Below are 19,655 nucleotides of genomic sequence, written 5' to 3' on the forward strand. Positions count from 1 at the left end.
CGCGCTACAGCTGGGCGGTGATCTCGGCGGCGAGTTGCCGGGCGGTGCGGCCGGCGCCGATGAGGGTGGCCGAGGCGGGTCCGGTCCAGTCGCCGTAGCCGAGCAGGTGCAGGCGGGGTTCGCCGATGGCCTGGGTGCCGCGGGTGGGGATGAGCCCGTCCGGGCTGCGCAGGCGCAACGGGGCCAGGTGGTTCAGGGCGGCCCGGAAGCCGGTGCACCACAGGATCACGTCGCAGTCCAGCGTGCTGCCGTCGGCCCAGGCGACGCCGCGCGAGGTGATGCGGGTGAACATCGGTTGGGCCTTGAGCACGCCGCGGTCGCGGGCCTCGCGCACGGCCGGGACGGCGACGATGTCGCCCAGGTCGGCGATACCCGCCGCGCCCTCGCCCACCCGTTCGCCAGCCCGTTCGCCCGCACGTTCTTCCGCCTGTTCGCCCGTCTGGGCGGCGCGGTGGCGGCGGGTGGCCAGGTCGAACAGGGCGCGGCCGTCGATGTCGTCCGGCAGCAGGCGCGGCGGCCGTTGGGTCACCCAGGTGACCTCGGCCAGCGGGGACAGCTCGGCCAGCAGTTGGGCGGCGGAGTTGCCGCCGCCGACGACGACCACGCGCTTGCCACGCAACGGCTCGGGGCCGCGGTAGCCGGCGGTGTGCAGGTGCTCGCCGCCGAAGTCGTGCAGGCCGGGATAGTGCGGGATGTAGGGGCGCCACCAGGTGCCGGTCGCGCTGATCACCACCTTGGCCCGCCAGGTGCCGTGACCCGTCTCGGCCAGGAGGTGGCCGTCGCCGCGCCGCACCGCGTGCACCGTCACCGGGCGCAGCACCGGCAGCTCGTAGCGGCGTTCGTAGTCGGCCAGGTAGGCGACCGTGTCGGCGGCGCTGGGGTAGCCGCCGCCGGGCGGGATGGGCATCATGCGGCCAGGTAGCGAGCTGTACTGGGCCGGTGAGAACAGGCGCAGGCTGTCCCATGCGTGGCGCCAGGCGCCGCCGGCGCTGTCCTGGGCGTCGAGGATGACGAAGTCGGCTCTCGCGCGGCGCAGGTAGTAGCCGGCGGCCAGGCCCGCCTGCCCGCCACCGATCACCAGGACGTCGACGGACCAGGGGGCGGCCGTCATGCGGGCAGCAGCGCCAGCTCAGTGCGTCCCGCCGCAGCCTGGGGAGCGGGCTCGGTGAGGGGAGTGAACAGGGCTCCGAGCCTGTTCACCGCCTCGGGGATGATGCGGTAGTAGACCCAGGTGCCACGCCGCTCGCCGTCGATCAGTCCGGCGGTGCGCAGCACTTTGAGGTGGTGGGAGATGGTGGGGGCGGTCAGGTCGAAGGTGCCGGTCAGGTCGCACACGCAGGCTTCGCCGCCGGCGTGGGAGCCGATCATGGACAGCAGGCGCAGTCGTACCGGGTCGGCGACCGCCTTGAGCATGACGGCGAGCTCGGCGGCGGTGTCCTCGGCCAGCGGTTCGCGGGCGATCGGGGCGCAGCACTGGCCGGTGGGGACGGTCATGACAACCCCTCCTGATTAGAAGCTGGTCTAAATTGTAGGCGGTGGTAGGCCACCAGCGCGAACGCGGCGATCGCGCAGGCGGCGGCCACCGCGCCCATCACCCAGCCATAGCCGGCGGCCTGGGCGAGGGCGACGGCGCCGAGCGGGGCCAGGGCCTTGTCGGCGACGGAGAAGACGGCGATGCGGCCGGCCAGCGAGGCGTAGGCGGCGGTCCCGTAGCGGCCGACCAGCAGGTGCGGCAGGGTGATCGAGGCGATGCCGAAGCCGAGCCCGAACAGCAGCACCGCGCCGATCGCGCCCGCCACGCTGCGGCCGATCAGCGGCAGCAGCAGCACGGCCACTCCTTGCAGGGCGAAGATGGCGGCAGCGATGAGGGCGGCGGGCAGCCGGGTCTGCAGGCCGGTGGTGATCAGCCGCCCGGTCACCGACAGCACGCCCAGCAGCCCTGCCAGAGTGGCGGCCAGCACGGGCGGGTGGCCGAGGTGGATCAGGTAGGTGATGAGCAGGACCGCCACGGTGGCGACCGCGCCGCCGTTGGCGGTGAAGGCGATCACCAGCAGCCAGAACGGCCGCCGGCGGGTCGCCGCCTGGACGATGGCGGCCCGCTCCCGCGCCGCGGCGGACGCCTGCGTGCCGGCCATGCCGGCGCGGCGGCGCAGCACGAGGGCGTGCAGCGGGATCGCCGCCAGCCCGTAGATCAGGGCCAGGATCACCAGCGCCGTACGCCAGCCGTACCGGTCCACCAGCAGGCCGGTCAGCGGCAGGAAGATCGAGGAGGCGAACCCGGCCACGATGGTTAGCGCCAGCAGCCCGTTCACCCTGCTGCGCTCGTTACCGGCATAGAGGGAGACGATGACCGCGAACGCCGCCTCGTACAGCACCAGGGAGCAGGCGGCGCCGACGAGCGCGAACACCGCGTACAGCTGCGGCAGGCTCTCCACCCGCGACCAGGCCAGCACCGCCGTGGTGCCGAGCAGCGACCCGGCGGTCATCAGGACGCGCCCGCCGCGGGCGTCCAGCAGGCGGCCGACCAGCGGCGCGCACACCGCGGCGATCAGGACGGACAGCGTCAGCGCCGCGGCGATCTGCGCGGGCGTGGCGTGCAGATCGCGGGCCATGGGGGCGAGGAAGACGGAGAAGGCGTAGTAGAGCACGCCGTAGCCGATGGTCTGGGTGACCGCCAGCGCAGCGACGACCCGCCAGCCATGTCTGGAACGCGGCGGACCGCCGCCCTGCTGTTCGAGGGCGGCGGTCTCGGCAGGAGAACTCATGCCGGACAGGCGATCAGCGCGCGGCCCTCGGCCGTGGTTGTCCACCCGCCCGCGCGGGTCTCGGCGATGAAGCCCTGGGCCTGCAGCCGCCAGGCGAGCGTTCCCGCCATCCGGGCGATCGCCGGAGCGTAGCCGGGGTTGGTGCTGGGCCTGCGGGCGGCGACCAGGGCCTCAGCCAGCCGGTGGGCGGGCATCGGCTCGCGGTCGCAGATGAGGCGCAGCGCCTCCTTCTGCGCGGCGGTCGGGTAGCCGTCGGACATTAGCGGTGCTCCTTTCAGCCGCAGCAGCCGCCGCCGCCGCCAGCGCCGGCGCCGGCGGTGGCGGTGGCGCCGGCGGTGCCGGTGGCACTGACGGTGGCGAGGGGGAGCGGGGTGGACAGCAGGCCGCCGCTGATGCCGGTGGCCAGGCCGACCCGCTGCTCCTGGGCCTCGGCCAGGCCAGAGGAGCACACGCCGGTCTCGGGCAGGTCCAGCTGCACGTCCCGGGCCGCCTCCCAGTCCCCGGCGAGCGCGGCGGCGACCGAGCGGACCTGCTCATAACCGGTGGCCATGAGGAACGTCGGCGCGCGGCCGTAGCTCTTGACGCCGACCGCGTAGTAGCCGGCCTCGGGGTGCGCGAGTTCGTCCACGCCGTGAGCGGGGACGGTGCCGCAGGAGTGCTGGTTGGGGTCGATCAACGGGGCCAGGGCGCGCGTGGAGCCGAGCACCGGGTCCAGGTCCAGGCGCAGCTCTGAGGCGATGGCGTGGTCGGGGCGGTAGCCGGTGGCCGACACGATCCGGTCCACGGTGACGCTCTGCTCGCGGCCAGAGGGGTCGCGGCTGACCACCTCGACGCCCTGGCCGGTGGCGTGGACGCGATGGGTGAAGAAGCCGGTCAGCAACCGGATGCGGCCGGAGGTGACGTGGGCGCGCAGCCGGGTGCCGAGCGCACCGCGGGCCGGCAGCGCGTCGGCCTCGCCACCGCCGTAGGTGCGGCCGGCGTCGCCGGCACGGATCGCCCAGATGATCGGAGTGTGCTCCAGTTCGGCCAGCGCGAGCAGCGTCGTGGCAGCGGAGTGGCCGGCGCCGACGACCAGCACCCGCCGGCCCTCGTAACGGTCACGGTCGGCGCCGAGCACGTCGGGCAGCGCGTGGTCGACCAGGTCTGCCGCGTCGCTCTCGCCGTGGGCGGGCAGGCCGCTCGCGCCGAGCACGTTCGGGCTGGTGTAGGTGCCGGAGGCGTCGATGATCGCGCGGGCGTGCAGCTCGGTGCCGTCGGCCAGCCGGATCAGGAACGGAGCCTGCTCGCGGCCGGCGGTGCGGACCCGGTCGTAGCCGAGGCGGCTGATCGCGCTCACCTGCGCGCCGAGCCGCACCTTGTCGCCGAACAGCTTGGCCAGCGGGGCGAGGTAGTCGTCGATGAGCTCGGCGCCGGTCGGCAGCCAGTCGGCGTCCGGGGCCGTCCAGCCGTCGGCCTCCAGCAGGCGGCGGGCGGCGGCGTCGATGTTGTACCGGTACGGGCTGAACACCCGCACGTGTCCCCACTGGGCCACCGAGGCGGCGACGCGGTCGCCAGCTTCGAGGAGCGTGAAGTCGATGCCGCGCTCGGCCAGGTGGGCGGCGGCCGCCAGGCCCACCGGGCCGGCGCCGATCACCACGACGGTCAGCTCGTCAGGCCGTGCGGCCTGCGAGCTGGCCTTCAGTTCAATGGCGGTGGGACCGCAGCATCCGCTCATGGCACATCTCCTCATGGGTTCTCGGGGGCCGCGCCCCACACTGTTTTGAAGGCTGTCTAAGTACATCTGCCGGCAGAATGCCTGACAGCTTAGAGATATGTCAAATTAGATGTTCATCAAATCAATGCAGGAGGAGCTGCGACCCGTCACGCGCGGACGCGCTCCCGGTTACCGCGCAGATGACGCGTGAGGGCGGCGACGAGGCGCTGAGCGTCGGCGCCGACCCCGCGCAGCGTGTTGGAGGAGGGAGTGCGCTGCCACTCCAGGCCCAGATAGCCCAGGCCCGCATGGGTGAGGGACAGACCCCGGCGCTGACGAGGGCGTCCGTCAGCCGTCAGCGCACCCAGATGGGACAGGTAGGGCAGGTCCGGCTGGTAGCCGGTGGCCAGCAGCACCGCATCGACGCGTTCACGCCCGCCGTCGGGCCATTCGACCTGATCGCCGTCCAGGCGCGTGAACATCTCCCGGCGGCGGTAGCGGCCCTCGCGCAGCGCCTGGCGATAGCGGCCGTCATCGAGCACGGGCGAGGCGGGCGGCGCCTCCGCGCGGGACAGCGGCAGCCGGTCGAACCCGCTCACACGGAACCAGAAATGCAGGTCCCGCCCCAGCGGGCGCTGCTCCACGAACCGGATCGGCGCCCGGCTGGCGAGCGTCACCCGCCGCTCGGCGGCCAGCTCGTAGGCGACTTGGATCGCCGAGTTACCCGCCCCAACCACGATGACATGCTCACCGGGCAGCGAGGCCGGCGAGCGATAGTCGGCAACGTGCAAGACCTGGCCGGTGAAGGTGTCCAGGCCGGGCAGGGCAGGCCGATACGGGCGGCCGAAGGCGCCGCTGGCCGCGATCAGGACAGCGGCGGCCAAGTCCTCGCCGCCATCCAGACGAACACCGAAGCCGTCGCTACCGGTGTTCCCGGCGGGCTCGACCGCGAGGACCCTGGCGCCGGTGCGCAGCTCGGCGCCGCACCCGGCCAGGGCAGCGGCGTAACACTCCAGGTAGGCGACCACCTCATCGCGGCGCGGGTAGCGCTCGGGATCACCACCGAAAGGCATGCCGGGCAGGCCGCTGTAGCGGGCGGGCGAGAACAAGGCGAGGCTGTCGTAGTAGCGCGGCCAGGACCCGGCCGCCCGCTCGGAGGCTTCCAGCAGCACGGGCCGCAGCCCGTGCTCGAGGACGGCGTGCGCGGCGGCCAGGCCGGACTGGCCGGCCCCGACGATCAGGACGGAGTCGTTGCGAGGGGACATGCCGCGAACGTACCGTCATTTTATAATATGTCAATATCTTGAAGTGAAGGATAGGATGCCGCGAGGAAGGGAGCAGTCATGGCCATCAGGACATCGGCCGCGAGGCCGGGCACTCCGCCACCCGATGCCGCGCCCGCTTGCGCACTAGCCTCAGCGCCGGGCGACAGTGCGGCCGCCGCGTGCGCACCGCAGCTGGGCCAGGCCACGCACGACTTTCTCAAGGCGTTGGCCCATGAGGGCCGCCAGCAGATCATGCTGCTGTTCACCCGCGGTGCCGAACTGTCGGTGAACCAGGTCGCCGAGCGCGCCGGCATCAGCCAGTCCGCCGCATCCCAGCAGTTGGCGCTGCTGCGCCGCGGCGGCATCGTCACCTCCCGTCGCGACGGCAAGGAAGTGCTGTATCGCGGCGACCGCGACAGCGTCGCCCGCATTCTCGGCGATCTGCAGGACTATCTGAAGTTCTGCTGCTGATCTCTTGTCGGTGGACCGGCACAGCGGCCGGTTCCCTCATGCCGGTGGCACGCCCCGCCCCTGGTTGAGGTGACGGCGGGAGGGCGCCAGTCAGCTGGGCCGGCGTTGCAGCTGGTAGCACCACAGCTCAAACCGGTCATCAGCCCGCCGCACCCGCATGCCGAGCGTCTCGGCTGAGGTGCGTTCAGCGCTCAGGAGTTGCCAGCCGGCAGGGCTGAAACGCTGCCAGACCTCCTCGATGGTGAGGCCGGCGTGCATCGGGGCAGCCTTGGGCGGTCGGCTGAATCCGTACAAGAGCAGCATCGCCCCCGGTGCCGCGGCGTGTGTCACGCTGGCGACGTAGGCGGGCCGCCGGTCCTCGGGCAGGGTGTGCAGGCAGCCGAAGTCCACCAGCAGGCCGAAGCCGCCGCCGGCGCCGAGATCGTGCAAGCGGGTGACGTCGCCGTGGATGAAACGCGGGGCGATGAAGCCCGCAGTCGCGCCAGCGGCGGTGGCGTGGCGGCGGGCGGCGGCCAGGGCCTGGGGCACCATGTCGATGGCGGTGACGTCCCAGCCGCGGCCCGCCAGATAGATGGTGTCGACACCGGTCCCGCAGCCGAGATCCAGGGCCCGTCCGGGCGCCAGCGCCGAAGGCCCTTCGACGAGCTTGATCAGGTCGGCGGGTGGGGCGGGCCGCTGCCACACGGTCAGGCCCAGCCGGTAGACGAGCCGATAGACCACGCGGTACCAGCGTGGACCGGCCGCGGTGCGCCGATACCGCCGCAGCAGGCTGATCAGCATGATGTGACTCCCTCGGCGGGCTGCCTGCGCCCGATGGCACGGGCGATCACCGGCAGGCCGATCAGGCTCGGCAGCACCCAGTACGTCCAGGCGGGCAGCCGGTCCCGGCCCGGCAGGTGCGGGCCCTTGTCGACGTAGAAGCCCGTGAGCAGGGCGGCATAGGAGCCTCCCAGGCCCGCGATGTGCAGGTACGGCCGCCGCCGCCTGCTCAGGTAACCGACCATGGCGAGCGCGAAGGCGGCCGCGCCGATGACGAACAGGTGCGCGTTGTGGTTCCGCCGGATCACCGACATGACACTCATCGAGGCGAACACCACGCCCAGAGCCCACAGGTAGATCCGGCCGAAGCGCCGGTGCCGGGCCGCACCCTTGCGCGACAGTGCCGCCGCAGCCCCGCAGGTGGCGCACGTCAGCCCGGCCGCGACGTGGATGGCCAGGACGGTGAGGAACAGCGGGCCCCTATCGGGCACCGGGATGCCACCGATGTCGATCTCGTCCATCACAACCCTCCATACGTAGCGACGCTATATATAGGGACGCTACATCGGCGGTTGCCGGGGCGGAAGGCCCCATATAGCGTTACTACCTATGAGGGCCGAAGCGCTCAAAGGGCATCTGGACGGCCTGCTGCTGGCGGCACTGGAGGACGGGCCGCGGCACGGCTACGCGGTCAAGGAGGCTCTGCGGGAGGCGACCAGGGCCGGATCGACCTGCCCACCGGCACCGTCTACCCGGCGCTGCACCGGCTGGAGCGAGCCGGGCTGATCACGGGAAGCTGGTCGGTGGTCGGTGGTCGTCGCCGCCGCACCTACGAGCTCACTGACGACGCAAGCGCGACTGCCGTCGGTTGGGCGACGCTGTCGGCCGATTCCCCAGCCGCCGACAGCGTCCGGTGGATCTCCCCGGCCGAGGCCGAGCGACTGGCCGCCTCTCGGCCGTCCCCGCGCCGCCGCCGGACCTGCGGCGGGAGGCCTCCACCAGCCTGCTGGGGCAGCGCCCCGATCGAGGCGATCGAGCCGGCCGACCTGGGTGCCATGGACGTGCGTGAGGAGGGGCGCACGTGGTGACCCCGCCCCGTCGCCCGCGCTGTCGGCTCTGCCCGGCACACCGCCGACGGAGCAGAGCATCGCCGGCAAACCGGCGATCGAGCCACTGCAGGTCACCGTGATCCACGACCCGGACGCCGGAGTCCTGGTACTGGACGCCATGCCCTACATCGCCTCGGCCCGCGACCTGACCTACAGCGTGCTCGACGCGCTCAGGAAAGTCCTGCCCAAGCGGATCAGCGGACGCCTGCCCAAACTGGCATGGGAAAGCACCGTATCCTGAACGCTCGCCTAATGGCTGCACGCCCTGGTGGGCAACCGCGCCACACCATGCCCTCCAGCCTCTACGACGCGTTACGCGAGCTCCTCGCCCCCACCCCGCCCTACCGGGCCCGGCTGTATCTGATCGACGCCAGAGCCAGCCTGGATATCGACACCGGCCTCCACGACGCCCTGCTCATTGACCCACCCTAGGACTGCGTGACCTGTGTCACTGACATTTTTCGTCGCCACTACTGACGTTCTCGTGTCGCCTGACAGATTTCCCCGAGAGTGCTACCGGTCATGAGGTCACGGAACAGTCCGCGAGTGGTTCGGCTGACCAGGTCACCCACGTCGTAACACCGCCTTCTGCCTCAAGGTACTTCCCAGGATGCCGGTGGCCGCCGGCAGTCCGCCTCCGGTTATCACGAGTGTGTTCACGCAGCGCGCCAGCCCCAGGTTAGGCCGATGCTGCCATGTGCCGATGTGGACTGATCTCTGTCACCTGGTGCTGGGTGATCTTGGTGGCAAATTGATGGCAAACGATCAAAAGGCCATCTCCCGACTTCCGGGAAACGGCCTCTGAACTGCTAAAACACTGTGGGGCTACCAGGACTTGAACCTGGGACCTCTTCCTTATCAGGCAACTCGGACGCAAACTCTGATCAACGGATGCAGCCCGTTGACCTGGCAGAGATGATTGCCAGGGTCCGCCAACGTTCGTGATCGTCAATAGCGATTGTCACTCAGTCTGTCACTCAGCGGACTCGGGGCAGAGCCTGTGGCCCTAGCCAGCGCTCGGTGCTGGTACGCGAGCAACCTGTGCAACCTGAGGCCGTTATACGCTCAGCCGTGCTCGGACACATTGTCCCATTACCTGTCCACGTGAAGGGCCGATGAGATCCATTGCCAAAGCGCAAAGAGAGGTGCGTCAGGCTTTATATCTGCCACGAGCAGTGTGACCAATGCCACTAGAAGCGACGCCAGCGAGACCCAAATCGCGATTCGGCTCACTTTTATCGTGTCTATTGATGTGCCGAGCGATGCGACCGTTGAAAGCACTTCCCGATAGTCTTTGTCTATGGCGGCCAGTTCTCGCGCTCGAAGGGTGTACTCTGCTCGCCACCTGTCAACCAAATCAATGGGATCTGGTTCCTTCTTTCCCACTTCTCGCAGTGCTCTAGCCAGGCGCGCTGACGCATTCAGGGTAAACCGAACGTCGTTCTCATGCCTCCATGTGCGTGCGTTGAAGGATTGTATATCGCGGGTAAGGCTACTCACGTCGAGACTCAGCGTGAGAAAATCCTCCCGCAGTTCCCTTAGGCGCCGCCCCCTGAAGCGCCCATGGCGAGTGCGGGATTTATCGCGCAGCTCAGCATATTTTGCGTCGAGAAGTTCAAGAAGATCGGCAATGGCTAGGAGCGCCAGAAACTCACGCAAGGCTTCGCCTAACACATATGTGACCGCACCGTCTATGCCATCGCTGTATGCACTTGTGTCACCGACACTCTCCGCGATCGATTTGCGTTGGCCCCACAGCGTCCACGCCTTCTCATCCTTGAAAGTTGCACAGAGACCAGTATCCACCTTCTCCAACATGAGGCCGGGAATGTTTGAGCATGTGATCGGATTGACATTAAACCGACTGAGCCCGAGAGCTCTGAGCGCCGACGAGAAATTCTGATCTATTTCCGATTCCGCGAAGGGGTCGAATCTGTCCAGCAATAGCAGATCGGTTAATGGCTGGCATTGGGAGTTCCGCGCAAAGACGCCCGGCATCTCTCGCCGTAGCCACGATCGAGCCTTGCGGTGGACTGATCTTCTTGCTTCCTGCGTTCTCCGAAGTCCCGACCAGTGCCTGTCTTCTGGATGCAGATGACCCTCTTTCCAAACCAATTGGGGTTCATGGTCGGCATGCCAGACGTCATCGAGATGACGTAGAGCTGTGGCGCTCAGGCGGAATTGAGCTAAGACAGCTGTAAGCCCTTCGCCAATCTGGAGGCCATGTATCTCTATATTGCTAAATTCCGCAGGCAACTCTTGGCGCATTGTTCTGCCAGGCACACCCGAAGATCCTTCAGCAGCGATATCTCCGATTTGCCACCATACCCACCCCCTCCCCGCACGAGAGCGCTCCAGGATTTCCTGATTAGACTCTCCCGGCCTATAGCGCGCCCGCCCCTTATCCCAGGAATGCTTTTCGATCGCTCTAGCGAGATCGCTGATATGACTAGGAGGAAATAGTTCGATCACCCATACCGCAGGCATAGAAACGTGCTCATCGGATGACACGCTTAAATTATGGAGTGGATCATCTCGACTCCGAGCAATATTCCTCTCATGCACATTGAACTGCAGAAGTTGGTTAATAAGATAGTTTAGCCCCGCTCTGACTGGGCGCGGGATGAACCTCCTTACTTGCCCGCCGAGGAGGAAGTTGATGACCGAATATGGCAGGTCATACCATCGATTCCCTTGTCCAATTCCGGGCACCTGCGCATAAGCCTCCTGCAGGTAGTCGGTCGCATTTATGGATTCACCAGGCGTCTTGTCATTTGATTCGACGCGCGCGTTAGTGTGTCTGCGCCCAGCAGGATAAGCCTCTCGGGTAGAGGATGCCCCATTCGCTCCACCCCCTCTCTTGTTACGCCTACTCTTCGCCGCTATTTTTTTGGCTCGCCGTGCCATTGGTTCACTTCAATCCCTTTGTCGCTAGCGAGTGCGCCTGTCGCCCCTCGCGATGCCGATGGTCATTAGACCTTCCCGGCTGAGGGAACGCGCCAAATACCGACCGACTCAAGGGCAATCATCGAGGCTTGGAGGCTGTAACACCAGGGGGCGTTACGACCTTCCATCAGTAGGCATGGCTAGAGCGACAGGGACAATGATGCCTCGAAGCGTCCCAAGGTCCCGTTGACACCGTTGCACTTCGGACACCGGTGAGGGACGAAGGGACAGCAGGGACACGGCCTTAACGACTGCCATGTGCCAGTGCCGCCGTGATCGTCTTCGCGCCGGACGCGCTCGCTTTCGCGATCTCGTGGGCGGCACGTCGAAGTTCCTTCACTGCATAGGCATTGAGAGTCACTGCATCCTGCGCCACGTCCGTGGCAACGGTCGTTGCGGCTTCGATATCGCCCTGCAGGATGTGTGCTCGTGTCAGACACGCTCCGTACCATGCGCGGTCACGTCGGTAGGACTCCGGCAGCGTAGAGAGGCCACGCATGATGAAGTCGGTGGCGCGACGGCCGTCGCCGAGTTCGAGTTCGGCCATGCCGCGTTGCATGAGGAACCAGCCCTCGTCGTAGAAGTACATCCAGGGTGGTTCGTTTTCGGGGTGTTCGGCGGCGGTGCGGATGAGGTCTTCGGCTTCGGCGAGGCGGGTGCGGGCCTGGTTGGCCTCGCCCAATTGGGCGTGGCCTCGGCCGGCCATTTGGGCGGCCATGCCTTGGACGCCGTAGGTCGTGCGGCCGTCGTGCCAGCGGGAGGCTTCTGCTAGGCGGATGCAGCGCTGGGCGTCGCCGAGGCTCCATGCCTGGTGGGCGCGCATGTTCAGGGTGGTGGAGGCGAGGCAGGCGTCGCCGGCCTCGACGGCCCAGGCGTGGGAGCGGTCGTACCAGGCCAGGGCGGCAGCGTGCTGGCGGGAGTCCTGGCACATCCAGGCGAGGAACTGGGCGTACTGGGCCAGGGCTGCTACGGCGCGGTCGGCGAGGGGGCCGCGGGCTCCTCGGGCGAGGTCGGCCACGGTGGACAACTGGGCGTGGATCAGCGGTAGGAGGGGGCGGCTGCCGATGGTGTCCTCGACGCGGCGGTGTTCGGCGAGGCAGTGTTCCAGCCATTCCACTGTCGCCAGGTCGACGCGGGAGGGGTGCTCGATGGCGCGGGTGATGCGTTCGTAGAGGTCGGGGTCGGGGGCCAACGTGGGGAGGGCGAGGGTGGGGACGGGCTTGATGATGGTGCCGAACAGCTGGTCTTCGGTCAGGCCGAACGCCTTGCAGTAGAGCTGGGTGTAGAAGGCGTCGGGGCGGTGTTCGCCGGTCTCGTGGCCTCGGATGCGGCGGATGACGTTCGGCAGCTCGGGGAGGGGCTTGTCGGAGGCTCTGGCCAGCTCTTGCGCCAGCTCGCGTTGTGACCAGCCCTTGCTGTTGCGGGCGGCGAGCAAGCGGCCGGCCCAGACGGGGGCCGTTGCGTTGTCGCTCATCCGGTGCACCTCCGGGGACAGGCGGACACGGGGGCGGACAGCGGGGTTCGCCGCTCGGTGTCCTCTTCTGACGTAGTACCGCGCGTGGCTCTCATGTAGTCGTGCACCAGGACATCGATGGTTTCTACTCGTGGGCTGCTAGCGATCAGTACGGCCGTGGGGCGTGCGGCATAACCGGTGAGGCCGAGCAGGCGGCCGCGCTTCTGCGGCAGGCGCTTGAGTCGTTAGCGCCCGGTGCCACGGGCTCGGTCCAGCTCGTGCATCTCGACCGGTACGCATCGAACCCCTCCTACATCTACGGCGCGATCGTGCTGCGTCTCCGCAGCGCGACGACCACCGTCGCCAACGGCTGACGCCGAGCCGACGTGAACGCCAGATCAGCCGACGCAGGAGGCGACCGCGGTTGCCTCCTGCGCGCGAACCGAAGGCAAGCCCTCATGTACGTGTGGACGCCGCATGTCCCGTACGGTCCGCGTCCTGTCCGGGTGCGGGAGATCTCGTGTTGCGGTGAGTACGAGTGGTGCTGCGAGGCGGGACAGTTCCTCATCCGTCGCCACAGCGAGGAGAACGGCTACGAGGAGACCGCCCGAGGGCGCCACGCCACCGCTCGCCTTGTGTGGGCCGCGCTGACCGCCGCGCACAGGCATGGGCAGCGCAAGCCTTGATGACTCAGACATCGGCCTGGGCGTCGGCATCGACGATGTTCTCGACGGGAGTGGGGACCGCCCGCCGCTGGAAGCAGGCCCCCGAGTCGCGTCCCGGCACCTCGACGGTCCGGACGTGCTCGAAGCCCTGGTCCAGGTAGTAGCGCTGGAGTCCGTGGTTGTTGCGCCACACGTCCAGGCGGAGCCAGGGGAACCCACGAAGTGCGGCTTGGTTCACTGACCAGTTCACGATGTCGGCCCCCAGGCTTTCGCCTGCGCGGTCCCGTGCCAGGAGGAGCTTGTACAGGTAGAGGGCCGGCCCGTCTCTGTCGGGGTTCCAGAAGTCGAGATCCGGCCGGGTGTTCAGGGTAACGGTGGCGATCACGTCGCCGTCGTCCTCGAACACCCAGGTCTCGCGATTGGCGATGTTGCGGCGGATCTTCTCCCGGCCGACCTCGTCCCACTTGGCCGTCCACTGCTGGATGCCACGTCTGGCCAACCAGCGTTCGGACTCAGCGCGCAGCCCGATCACGCGATCGGTGTCGCTCTCCACAGCGAGGCGGGCCACCAGGACGGGGCGCTCAGCCATCGCCGTACCCCACTTGATAGATGTACTTGGATCCGTTCCCTGGTCTGATCTGATGCAGCACCAGTACTGGCTTACCCGATGTGGTCAACGTAGTCCGCACCACTTCGAGTACGGCCATGACGCCCGACAGCTGGAGCCGTTCCGTCTCCTGTCGGGAGGCGATCCGCGGAGTCAGCTCGTCGAAGTGGTCCCGCATCGGGCACCCCAGGTCGGCCAGGACCTGCGCCGTGTTGACGCTCTCCGGCTCCATGATCCGGGTGTCCTTCACGCAGTTGTACGCGTAGTAGGAGTCGGCCAGCGATTCGGGCTCGTTGGCGGGCTCGCCTGGGCCGGGACCGATGTAGCGGACGCGGCTGCGTACGACGACGCGTTCGTTCTCCGGGATGCCCAGCCGCTCCGCTACCGGTGTTCCAGCGACCATGTGGCTGCCGGGCAGGATGCTCACGCTGATCGTCTGCCGGTGGGAGTAGCCGGCGGCTTCGACGTCCGCCGTCCAGCCGTCCGTCTGGACGTTCTCCAGGCGTTGCGGGTCCTGCCACTTCGTCATGTGCCAGGTCATGCACAGCGACTCGCGGACGTAGAAGCCCTTTTTCGGGACCGCCACCACCAGGCCCTCACCGATGAGCGCCTGGTACGCGTGCCGCACGCTCAGCGACGACACCTGCTCCTGTTCCATGAGCTCCGACGTGCTGGGAAGCCGGTCCCCTTCGGCGTATTCGCCGCTCAGGATGGCCTGTCGTAGGTCTTCGGCGATCCGTGCCGACACGTCTCCACGGAGCGTGTCGCGCCGCCTCTGGCTGGGCATGTTCGCGCCCCTCTCGTTCACCTTGTTCAAACAAGTATGCCAGCAGTGATTGACGCTGCTTGTTCGCCTTGTTTAAATAAGACGCACCAGGGGATGATCAGCCCAGCTGACCAGCCCAAACAACGAAGAAGCCGGGGTGCGGTCCCTAGTCGCCAAACCAGTCCCGCACCCCGGCGCCCCTTCTAGAGAGGTGTCCTCATCATGACCCACGGGTCCAAGACCATGCGTGTCGTCCCTGACGACTTCGCCGAGCCTGTCCAGTGGTTCTGTCTCATGTGCGACAGCGTGGAGGAGACCACGCCCGGCGCTGAGCCGCCGTCGCCGCCGATCTGCCCCACCTGCATTCGCCTCGCCCTCGTCCAGTCCCTCCGGGCGCTGGGGGTGGAGCTGTGAACGACCAGTACGACAACGACGTCACCGACCTCCTGGACGACCTCATCAACGCCGAACCGGCCTGCGACTCCACCCAGGCCGTGCTCTTCACCGGTCCGGACACCGAGACCGACGAGGAGCGATGGGTGCGGGAGGCCACCGCCAAGGCCATCTGCCAGACCAGGTGCCCGGCCCGCGCCGCGTGCCTGTCCTACGCCATGGCGCTCGACCCGGAGGAGGGCGTCTGGGCGGGCTACACCGCAGAGGAACTGCGGGACGTGCGCCCGCTCCTCACCTTCTTCCCGTCCCGCCGTACGAACGAGGTGGCGTGATGGCCGCCCGCTTCCAGTGCTGCGAGTGCGGCAAGCGGACGCGCAGCCCGTTCGGGTGCCGTTGCGGCGGTGGCCGGCCGATCCAGCGCTGCGTCATCCACGGCGTTCGCTGTCAGGCCGGCTGCCGCGTCTGCCGCATGCTCGTTCGCTCCTGCCACTGATTGGAGATCGGCACATGTCCGACGATCAGCTTCCAAACACCATCACCGACCAGCAGTGGGCGCGACTCCAGGCCAGCGCTCGCAAGGCCAACCCGCGCCTTGATCGCTTCTCCGACCCGGAGGCGATCGAGCGCCGCAAGCAGTCCGCCCAGCAGTTCAAGAACCGTCAGTGGAGCTGACCATGATCACAGCCCTCGTCTACCTTCTCGTCTTCCTCGCCGGTGCCCTGATCGCCGAGCTGCTGCGCATGGGCCAGGAGCGATTCCGCCTCTGGCAGGTCGCCCGCCTGACCGTCCAGCAGGGCGGCTCACCGGATCTCATCGCCCGGTTCTGGGCCAGCCGTCCACAGAACTGGTGCAACAAGCCCGGCTGCCCGCGCTGCTGGGGACGGCGGTGGAGCTGATGAACCCGACCTATGACCGCCCGCAGACCCGCCGAACGGAGCAACCGTCATGAACGACCAACCTGCCGCCGGCCCGCGTCCGCTGTCGGAAGGAGAGCAGACCCTGATCTCGGTCACGGCCGCCGCAGTCGGCGTGCTGGGCCTGGTCGGGTTCGCCATCTCCTTCGCCACCGTCATGAACGCGGCCAAGCCCACCTTCGGAGCGCTCGCCTTCCTGCTGCCCTTGGGAGTGGACCTTGGGATCGGCGTGTTCTCCGCGCTGGACATCGTCCTCGCTCGGCTGGACATGCGGGTGCGCTGGCTGCGCTTCATCCCGTGGACGCTGACCGCCGTCACCGTCTACCTGAACGTCGCCGCCTACACCGGTGTAGCGGGCGGCCCCGACTGGTTCGCCGTGATCGCTCACGCGATCCTGCCCGGCCTGTGGGTGGTGGCCGTGGAGATCGGCACGCATGCCGTACGGAAGCGCGCCAACCTGGCCAACCCGTCCCGCCGACTCGACAGCATCCGCGTCTCGCGGTGGGTGCTGTCCCCGCTTCCCACGTTCGCTCTGTGGCGGCGGATGGTGCTCTGGGAGGTGCGCTCGTACCCGGACGCTCTGAACCGCGAACGTGACCGCATCCTGGCCAAGACCGACCTCCAGGACCGGTACGGCCGCCTGTGGCAGTTCAAGGCCAGCCGACGCGAGCGCGCCCTGTACAAGCTGGGCGAACTGGCCCCGGCCAGTGCCCCGGTACACGTCGAGAGAGTACGTCTCACACAGCCTTCTACTCCTCAGCGTCCGGCTCTTGCTGCCGCGCCCGACCGCAAGCCGTCGCCTCGCAAGGCCAGGACGCGCAAGGCCACTCGCCCGGCCGTCGCCCCGTCCGAGGTGGACGACCTGATGCCGCTGGGCTGGCAGATCGCCGCCGACCACGAAGCCCGAGGCGTCGCGCTGACCCGCGACCGGTTGCGCGATGCCATCCGCCAGACCGGCCAGTCCATCTCCACCGACCGCGCCGGAGCGCTGCTTGCCCGGCTGCGGTCCGAAACCGGTCCGACCGCCGAAGAGACCGGACGCGAGGCGGCTTGATGGAACGTTCCATCGCCCGCCCTTCGACCGGCGATCAATCACACCCACCGACCACCCACACCAGGCAGGACGAGACGCGGTCCGACCGCACATCGTCCCTGCTCAAGCCAGTACGGGACGCGGCCTCATCCGCCAAGACTCCGGCCGCGCCCCGTAACCCCGCCCGCAGTTACGCACACGAGGTGCACACATCATGACTCATCACCCGCACGAGCACGAAGACCACACCGAGGAAGGCGACGACCTCAACGCCTTCGACCGCACCGAGCACGGCGGCGAGGTGGTCCCGCTGCACGCGGTCCGCCGACGAGCCCACCGCGCGGACGACCAGGAGCCGGACCGCGACGAGGACGAGTTCTTCGACCGCGAGACGATCGCGGTCGAGGGCACGGTCCTCGGGCCTCCGGTCGACCCGCCGGACGACGACGTGCCGTACCGCTCCAGCACCGACCAGCGTCGCGCGCCGATCGTGCCGGCCACCCTGCGCTCCTGGAAGGCCGCCCGCTCCATGCTGGTCTGGGCCGCCAAGGACGCCGGTTACGTCGTCGGCTATCACGCCGTCCGCTCGCCCAAGTACGCCGCCAAGGCCACCCTCTACGCACCGGTCGGGTTCTTCCGCGCCACCGGCAAGCTCCTCCACTGGGCCACAGCGGAGGAGGGCAACTGGGCGCTTCGCCAGTACGCCGCCGACCGCAACGACCCGGAGACCTGGCTCAAGCTGGACAGACAACGCCAGCGGCAGTCGCGGTGGCGCTGGTCCGTCCTGGTCTGCCTCGCCGTGACGGTCCTGATCGGCCTGCTGGTGTTCCTGCTCGCCGACATCCCGGCCTGGGGACGCCTGCTGACCATCGCCGTGGCCGTGCCACTGCTGGCCCGTGCGGGAAGGCCCACGGACAAGCCCATCACCGACCGCGTGTCCGAGGGGCCGCGCTACCGCAAGCTCACCGCCGAGCTGGTCCGCCGCGCGCTGCTGTCCTGCGGCATCTCCGGCATCAACCAGGCCGTCAGCAAGGACCAGCACGCCATCAGCTTCCCGCAGGACATCCACCGCGACGGCCCCGGCCACCTCGCCATCATCGACCTGCCGTTCGGCGTCGAGGCCGCCGACGTGGTCGCCCGGCGCGGCCGGCTGGCCTCCGGCATGCGCCTCCCGCTTGACCAGGTCTGGCCCGAGCCCGGCGACGGCCACCCTGGACGTCTGGCCCTGTGGGTCGGTTACGAACCCGCGTCCCAGATGAAGCAGCCCGCCTGGCCCCTCCTCAAGGACGGCAAGGTGGACGTCTTCAAGCCGTTCCCGTTCGCCACCACGCCGCGCATGGACACGGTCAACGCGGCCCTGATGTTCCGCAACTGGCTGGTCGGCGGCCAGCCCGGCTCCGGTAAGACCTTCGCCCTGCGCCTGGCCGTCCTCGCCGCCAGCCTGGACCCGCGCGCCGAGCTGCGCGTCTACGAACTCAAGGGCGTCGGCGACTTCAAGGTCCTGGAACCGGTCTGCACCGAGTACGGCAACGGCTTCGACGACGAGACCATCGCCCGCTGCGCCGGAATGATCCGCTGGCTGTACAAGGAGTGTGAACGCCGCTCCAAGCGCATCGCCCACTACGCCCAGCTCGGCAAGGCCCCGGAGAACAAGGTCACCCCGGAACTCGCCTCGCTCAAGGACTCCGGCCTCCACCCGCTGATCGTCGCCATTGACGAGATCCAAGAGCTGTTCCTGCACCCGAAGTATGGCAAGGAAGCCGGAGAGATCCTGGAGAAGGTCATCAAGCTGGGCCGCGCCCTGGGCGTGATCCTGCTGATCGGCACCCAGATCCCCGACAAGGACAGCCTGCCGACCGGCATCACCCGCAACGTCAACACCCGCTACTGCATGAGCGTGGCCGACCAGGTCGCCAACGACATGATCCTCGGCACCTCCATGTACAAGAACGGCTACCGCGCCACCATCTTCGAGCCGGTCAAGGAGGCCGGTTGGGGCATCCTCTCGGGCCTCGGCAAGCCCGCCGCCCGCCGCTCCTTCGAGGTGGACACCAACAAGGCCAAGCAGGTCGTGGCCCGCGCCATGCAGCTACGCGGCCTGGCCGGCACCCTGCCCGAGGAGGGCACACAGACCCGCACCGACGCACCCACGTTCGACCTGCTGTCCGACGTCGCCCAGATCTGGCCCGCAGGCGAGACGGCCGCCTGGAACGAGACTCTGTGCTCGCGCCTGGCCGAACTCCGTCCCGACTTCTACACCGGCTGGGCCTCCGAACAGCTCACCACGGCACTCAAGCCGCACGGAGTACCCGTCCAGGCGATCGGCCGGCGCATCGACGGCAAGGCCATCACCAGGCGCGGCATCCGCCTGGACGACCTCACCGACGCCATGGCGGAACGTAACCGCCGAACCGGCACCGAGTGACCCCGCCGGAGGGTGCTAGCGCTAGCGGCTGACCCTGCTATCGCTAGCACCCCCGCTAGCACCAGAAATAAGCCCTGGCCAGGGCGTTAGCACGCTAGCGCCCTCGCTTGACGACACCCAAAAACGGCCCAGGAGGCCCGTCATGACCCCTGCCACGCTCGCCGCTAGCGCAGTGATCGTCATCGCCCTGTTCATCACCGTCCGTTACGCCGCCAAGTGCTACATCCGGCCCTTCCGGCGCTGCCGCTCCTGCCAAGGCAAGGGCCGCAAGCCCAACCGCCTCGGACGCGGCACCCACGACTGCCGCCGCTGCCGCGCCACCGGCCTACGCCTCCGGATCGGCCGCCACATCTGGAACCACGCCCGCGCCCTGCACCGCACCCGCTGACTG

25 protein-coding genes are annotated in these 19,655 nt (G+C 68.4%); 13 read left to right on the forward strand and 12 right to left on the reverse strand.

All coding sequences use genetic code 11. The annotated features are described in order from the left end of the window. Positions 1 to 4 precede the first annotated feature (4 nt). From ETD85_RS08255 to ETD85_RS08280, 6 genes are all read right to left on the reverse strand, one after another. A complete protein-coding gene (locus ETD85_RS08255) occupies positions 5 to 1,111 on the reverse strand; it encodes an ArsO family NAD(P)H-dependent flavin-containing monooxygenase (protein WP_138689007.1) in 1,107 nt (368 codons plus the stop codon). Continuing rightward, a complete protein-coding gene (locus ETD85_RS08260; RefSeq protein ID WP_138689008.1) occupies positions 1,108 to 1,494 on the reverse strand; it encodes an ArsR/SmtB family transcription factor in 387 nt (128 codons plus the stop codon). The genes ETD85_RS08255 and ETD85_RS08260 overlap by 4 nt, the downstream gene beginning before the upstream one ends. Next, the gene (locus ETD85_RS08265) at positions 1,491 to 2,765 is read right to left on the reverse strand and encodes an MFS transporter (protein ID WP_138689009.1); all 1,275 of its coding nucleotides are present in this window, start codon (positions 2,763 to 2,765) and stop codon (positions 1,491 to 1,493) included. Before ETD85_RS08265 ends, ETD85_RS08260 begins: the two co-directional genes overlap by 4 nt. Next, the gene (locus ETD85_RS08270) at positions 2,762 to 3,025 is read right to left on the reverse strand and encodes a hypothetical protein (RefSeq protein WP_138689010.1); all 264 of its coding nucleotides are present in this window, start codon (positions 3,023 to 3,025) and stop codon (positions 2,762 to 2,764) included. The genes ETD85_RS08265 and ETD85_RS08270 overlap by 4 nt, the downstream gene beginning before the upstream one ends. Positions 3,026 to 3,039: 14 nt before the next feature. Beyond that, complete coding sequence (locus ETD85_RS08275) at positions 3,040 to 4,479, reverse strand: FAD-dependent oxidoreductase (RefSeq protein ID WP_240779028.1); 1,440 nt, start codon at positions 4,477 to 4,479, stop codon at positions 3,040 to 3,042. Positions 4,480 to 4,625: 146 nt separating this feature from the next. Next, positions 4,626 to 5,723, reverse strand: a complete 1,098-nt coding sequence (locus tag ETD85_RS08280) for a flavin-containing monooxygenase (RefSeq protein WP_138689011.1) — start codon at positions 5,721 to 5,723, stop codon at positions 4,626 to 4,628. A gap of 78 nt (positions 5,724 to 5,801) precedes the next feature. Here ETD85_RS08280 and ETD85_RS08285 point away from each other — a divergent pair, with 78 nt between their 5' ends. Then, positions 5,802 to 6,194 (forward strand): ArsR/SmtB family transcription factor, encoded by a 393-nt coding sequence (locus ETD85_RS08285; protein ID WP_138689012.1) that lies wholly within the window; start codon positions 5,802 to 5,804, stop codon positions 6,192 to 6,194. Between the two features lie 90 nt (positions 6,195 to 6,284). On the opposite strand, the gene ETD85_RS08290 is transcribed toward ETD85_RS08285, so the two are convergent. Together ETD85_RS08290 and ETD85_RS08295 are read right to left on the reverse strand one after the other, a co-directional pair. Next, positions 6,285 to 6,974, reverse strand: a complete 690-nt coding sequence (locus ETD85_RS08290) for a class I SAM-dependent methyltransferase (RefSeq protein WP_138689013.1) — start codon at positions 6,972 to 6,974, stop codon at positions 6,285 to 6,287. Further along, the gene (locus ETD85_RS08295) at positions 6,968 to 7,474 is read right to left on the reverse strand and encodes a DUF2306 domain-containing protein (protein ID WP_138689014.1); all 507 of its coding nucleotides are present in this window, start codon (positions 7,472 to 7,474) and stop codon (positions 6,968 to 6,970) included. Before ETD85_RS08295 ends, ETD85_RS08290 begins: the two co-directional genes overlap by 7 nt. Before the next feature lie 88 nt (positions 7,475 to 7,562). Between ETD85_RS08295 and ETD85_RS65575 the strand changes: the two genes are divergently transcribed. From ETD85_RS65575 to ETD85_RS08310, 4 genes are read left to right on the forward strand one after another with little or no spacing between them, the layout of a single operon-like run. Then, on the forward strand, positions 7,563 to 7,739 hold the full coding sequence (locus ETD85_RS65575; protein ID WP_240779032.1) for a PadR family transcriptional regulator: 177 nt from the start codon (positions 7,563 to 7,565) through the stop codon (positions 7,737 to 7,739). Next, positions 7,721 to 8,041 (forward strand): PadR family transcriptional regulator, encoded by a 321-nt coding sequence (locus ETD85_RS08300; protein WP_240779030.1) that lies wholly within the window; start codon positions 7,721 to 7,723, stop codon positions 8,039 to 8,041. The genes ETD85_RS65575 and ETD85_RS08300 overlap by 19 nt, the downstream gene beginning before the upstream one ends. Beyond that, positions 8,019 to 8,303, forward strand: coding sequence for a hypothetical protein (locus tag ETD85_RS08305; RefSeq protein ID WP_138689015.1), 285 nt, complete (start codon positions 8,019 to 8,021; stop codon positions 8,301 to 8,303). The genes ETD85_RS08300 and ETD85_RS08305 overlap by 23 nt, the downstream gene beginning before the upstream one ends. A gap of 11 nt (positions 8,304 to 8,314) precedes the next feature. Then, a complete protein-coding gene (locus tag ETD85_RS08310) occupies positions 8,315 to 8,494 on the forward strand; it encodes a hypothetical protein (protein WP_138689016.1) in 180 nt (59 codons plus the stop codon). Positions 8,495 to 9,154: 660 nt separating this feature from the next. Here the strand turns inward: ETD85_RS08310 and ETD85_RS08315 are convergent. Both ETD85_RS08315 and ETD85_RS08320 read right to left on the reverse strand, forming a co-directional pair. Next, the gene (locus tag ETD85_RS08315; RefSeq protein WP_138689017.1) at positions 9,155 to 10,573 is read right to left on the reverse strand and encodes a hypothetical protein; all 1,419 of its coding nucleotides are present in this window, start codon (positions 10,571 to 10,573) and stop codon (positions 9,155 to 9,157) included. A gap of 679 nt (positions 10,574 to 11,252) precedes the next feature. After that, positions 11,253 to 12,482, reverse strand: a complete 1,230-nt coding sequence (locus tag ETD85_RS08320; protein WP_138689018.1) for a helix-turn-helix domain-containing protein — start codon at positions 12,480 to 12,482, stop codon at positions 11,253 to 11,255. 101 nt (positions 12,483 to 12,583) lie between these two features. Here ETD85_RS08320 and ETD85_RS08325 point away from each other — a divergent pair, with 101 nt between their 5' ends. After that, positions 12,584 to 12,835 (forward strand): hypothetical protein, encoded by a 252-nt coding sequence (locus ETD85_RS08325; protein ID WP_138689019.1) that lies wholly within the window; start codon positions 12,584 to 12,586, stop codon positions 12,833 to 12,835. 316 nt (positions 12,836 to 13,151) lie between these two features. On the opposite strand, the gene ETD85_RS08330 is transcribed toward ETD85_RS08325, so the two are convergent. After that, entirely contained in the window at positions 13,152 to 13,715 is a 564-nt protein-coding gene (locus tag ETD85_RS08330; protein WP_138689020.1) for a GNAT family N-acetyltransferase, read from the reverse strand. Then, positions 13,708 to 14,520: a GntR family transcriptional regulator gene (locus tag ETD85_RS08335; protein ID WP_138689021.1), complete on the reverse strand. Its 813-nt coding sequence runs from the start codon at positions 14,518 to 14,520 to the stop codon at positions 13,708 to 13,710. Before ETD85_RS08335 ends, ETD85_RS08330 begins: the two co-directional genes overlap by 8 nt. Positions 14,521 to 14,721: 201 nt before the next feature. Between ETD85_RS08335 and ETD85_RS08340 the strand changes: the two genes are divergently transcribed. From ETD85_RS08340 to ETD85_RS08365, 7 genes are all read left to right on the forward strand, one after another. Then, on the forward strand, positions 14,722 to 14,913 hold the full coding sequence (locus tag ETD85_RS08340) for a hypothetical protein (protein WP_138689022.1): 192 nt from the start codon (positions 14,722 to 14,724) through the stop codon (positions 14,911 to 14,913). After that, the gene (locus ETD85_RS08345) at positions 14,910 to 15,224 is read left to right on the forward strand and encodes a WhiB family transcriptional regulator (protein ID WP_170246567.1); all 315 of its coding nucleotides are present in this window, start codon (positions 14,910 to 14,912) and stop codon (positions 15,222 to 15,224) included. Before ETD85_RS08340 ends, ETD85_RS08345 begins: the two co-directional genes overlap by 4 nt. Before the next feature lie 175 nt (positions 15,225 to 15,399). Continuing rightward, positions 15,400 to 15,564, forward strand: a complete 165-nt coding sequence (locus tag ETD85_RS62960) for a hypothetical protein (RefSeq protein ID WP_170246563.1) — start codon at positions 15,400 to 15,402, stop codon at positions 15,562 to 15,564. Positions 15,565 to 15,566: 2 nt separating this feature from the next. Further along, positions 15,567 to 15,788 carry a hypothetical protein gene (locus tag ETD85_RS08350; protein WP_138689024.1) on the forward strand — a complete coding sequence of 74 codons (222 nt, stop codon included), beginning with the start codon at positions 15,567 to 15,569 and terminating at the stop codon, positions 15,786 to 15,788. Between the two features lie 49 nt (positions 15,789 to 15,837). Next, positions 15,838 to 16,860 (forward strand): DUF2637 domain-containing protein, encoded by a 1,023-nt coding sequence (locus ETD85_RS08355; RefSeq protein ID WP_138689025.1) that lies wholly within the window; start codon positions 15,838 to 15,840, stop codon positions 16,858 to 16,860. Between the two features lie 193 nt (positions 16,861 to 17,053). Then, positions 17,054 to 19,264, forward strand: a complete 2,211-nt coding sequence (locus ETD85_RS08360; protein WP_206058182.1) for a cell division protein FtsK — start codon at positions 17,054 to 17,056, stop codon at positions 19,262 to 19,264. A 142-nt stretch (positions 19,265 to 19,406) separates the two neighbouring features. Beyond that, the gene (locus tag ETD85_RS08365) at positions 19,407 to 19,652 is read left to right on the forward strand and encodes a hypothetical protein (protein ID WP_138689026.1); all 246 of its coding nucleotides are present in this window, start codon (positions 19,407 to 19,409) and stop codon (positions 19,650 to 19,652) included. The last annotated feature ends 3 nt before the right edge of the window (positions 19,653 to 19,655 follow it).

It is taken from the genome of Nonomuraea zeae (assembly GCF_005889725.1).
GTDB lineage: Bacteria > Actinomycetota > Actinomycetes > Streptosporangiales > Streptosporangiaceae > Nonomuraea > Nonomuraea zeae.